General features: G+C 52.2%; 1 protein-coding gene. It reads left to right on the top strand.

Translation table 11 applies throughout. The features are described from left to right. The coding region (locus IC21_RS12935; protein WP_035180998.1) for a DDE-type integrase/transposase/recombinase at positions 1-998 on the top strand (998 nt) is incomplete at its 5' end. Positions 999-1,016 lie beyond the last annotated feature (18 nt).

Genomic DNA, 1,016 nt, shown 5'->3' with positions numbered 1-1,016 from the left:
CGGCGGAAAACAGCGAATGTTTTCTTTACGGGCTCACTCAGCTGTTTCGCCAAGCCGGAGGCGTCCCGAGAAAACTGCGCATCGACAATTTGGCGGCGGCGGTGGTTTCGATTCGAAAAGGAGGCGAACGTCAATATACTGAAGCATTTGAGCGATTCCGGCTTCATTATGGGTTTGACGTACAGGCGTGCAATCCGTATAGCGGACACGAAAAAGGGAATGTCGAACGGAAAGTTTACTATACTCGTCAACACTGCTTTGTCCCTGCTCCGTTGATCGAGGGGGATGAAGAACTGGCGGAGTGGCTGCATCGCAAGATGATCGAAGATCGAGCCCGCCCCCACTATGAAAAAGGGAGAACCATTGAGGAATTATGGCAGGAAGAACAAAAGGAGTTGCTTGTCCTGCCGGAGAGAGATCTCCCGATCTTCTCCTTCCACCACGCTAATGTCAATAAATACGGGGAAGTAACGGTGGATGGGGAGGCGTTTGTGGTTCATGGGATCCCGGTTCCCAACCGTGTCCTTGTCAAAAAGGAATGGGATCGTTTCATGGTTTTGTCCCAGGAAGGGGAGGTGTACCTGGAAGCGCCAAGGCCGTACACGAAAAAGCGACGGGAGCTCCCTTGGAAGGACATTTTGGCGGAATGGGCGCAAAAGCCCCGGGTGGTGGAGTATTCGCGGTTTCGAGTTTACTTGCCGGAGGCCATTAGGAAATACTTCATGGAACAACCGAAACAGACGGCATCACGCATTCGAGGAGTGCAGAAGCTGCTGGAGCGGTACACCGTCTATGAGATCGCCCAGTGGCTTGACAAGTATCAACGGTGGGATTTGACGCCCCATGAGATCGGGGTGTTGATGGAGGCGAAGCGTTCGGAGTATCCCGCGAAATGGGAAGAAGCCTATACCCCTTCCGTTTTAGTCGACTATGAAACCGATTTACATGTGTATGATCAACGTCTTTGTCCGTCAAGGGAAGGGGGAAGCCGGGCATGAAGATGGATTTAAAAGAGA

It is taken from the genome of Heyndrickxia coagulans DSM 1 = ATCC 7050 (genome assembly GCF_000290615.1).
GTDB lineage: Bacteria > Bacillota > Bacilli > Bacillales > Bacillaceae_C > Weizmannia > Weizmannia coagulans.
The sequence above is the reverse complement of the archived record's forward strand: the minus strand, read 5'-3'. Positions and strand labels throughout refer to the sequence as shown.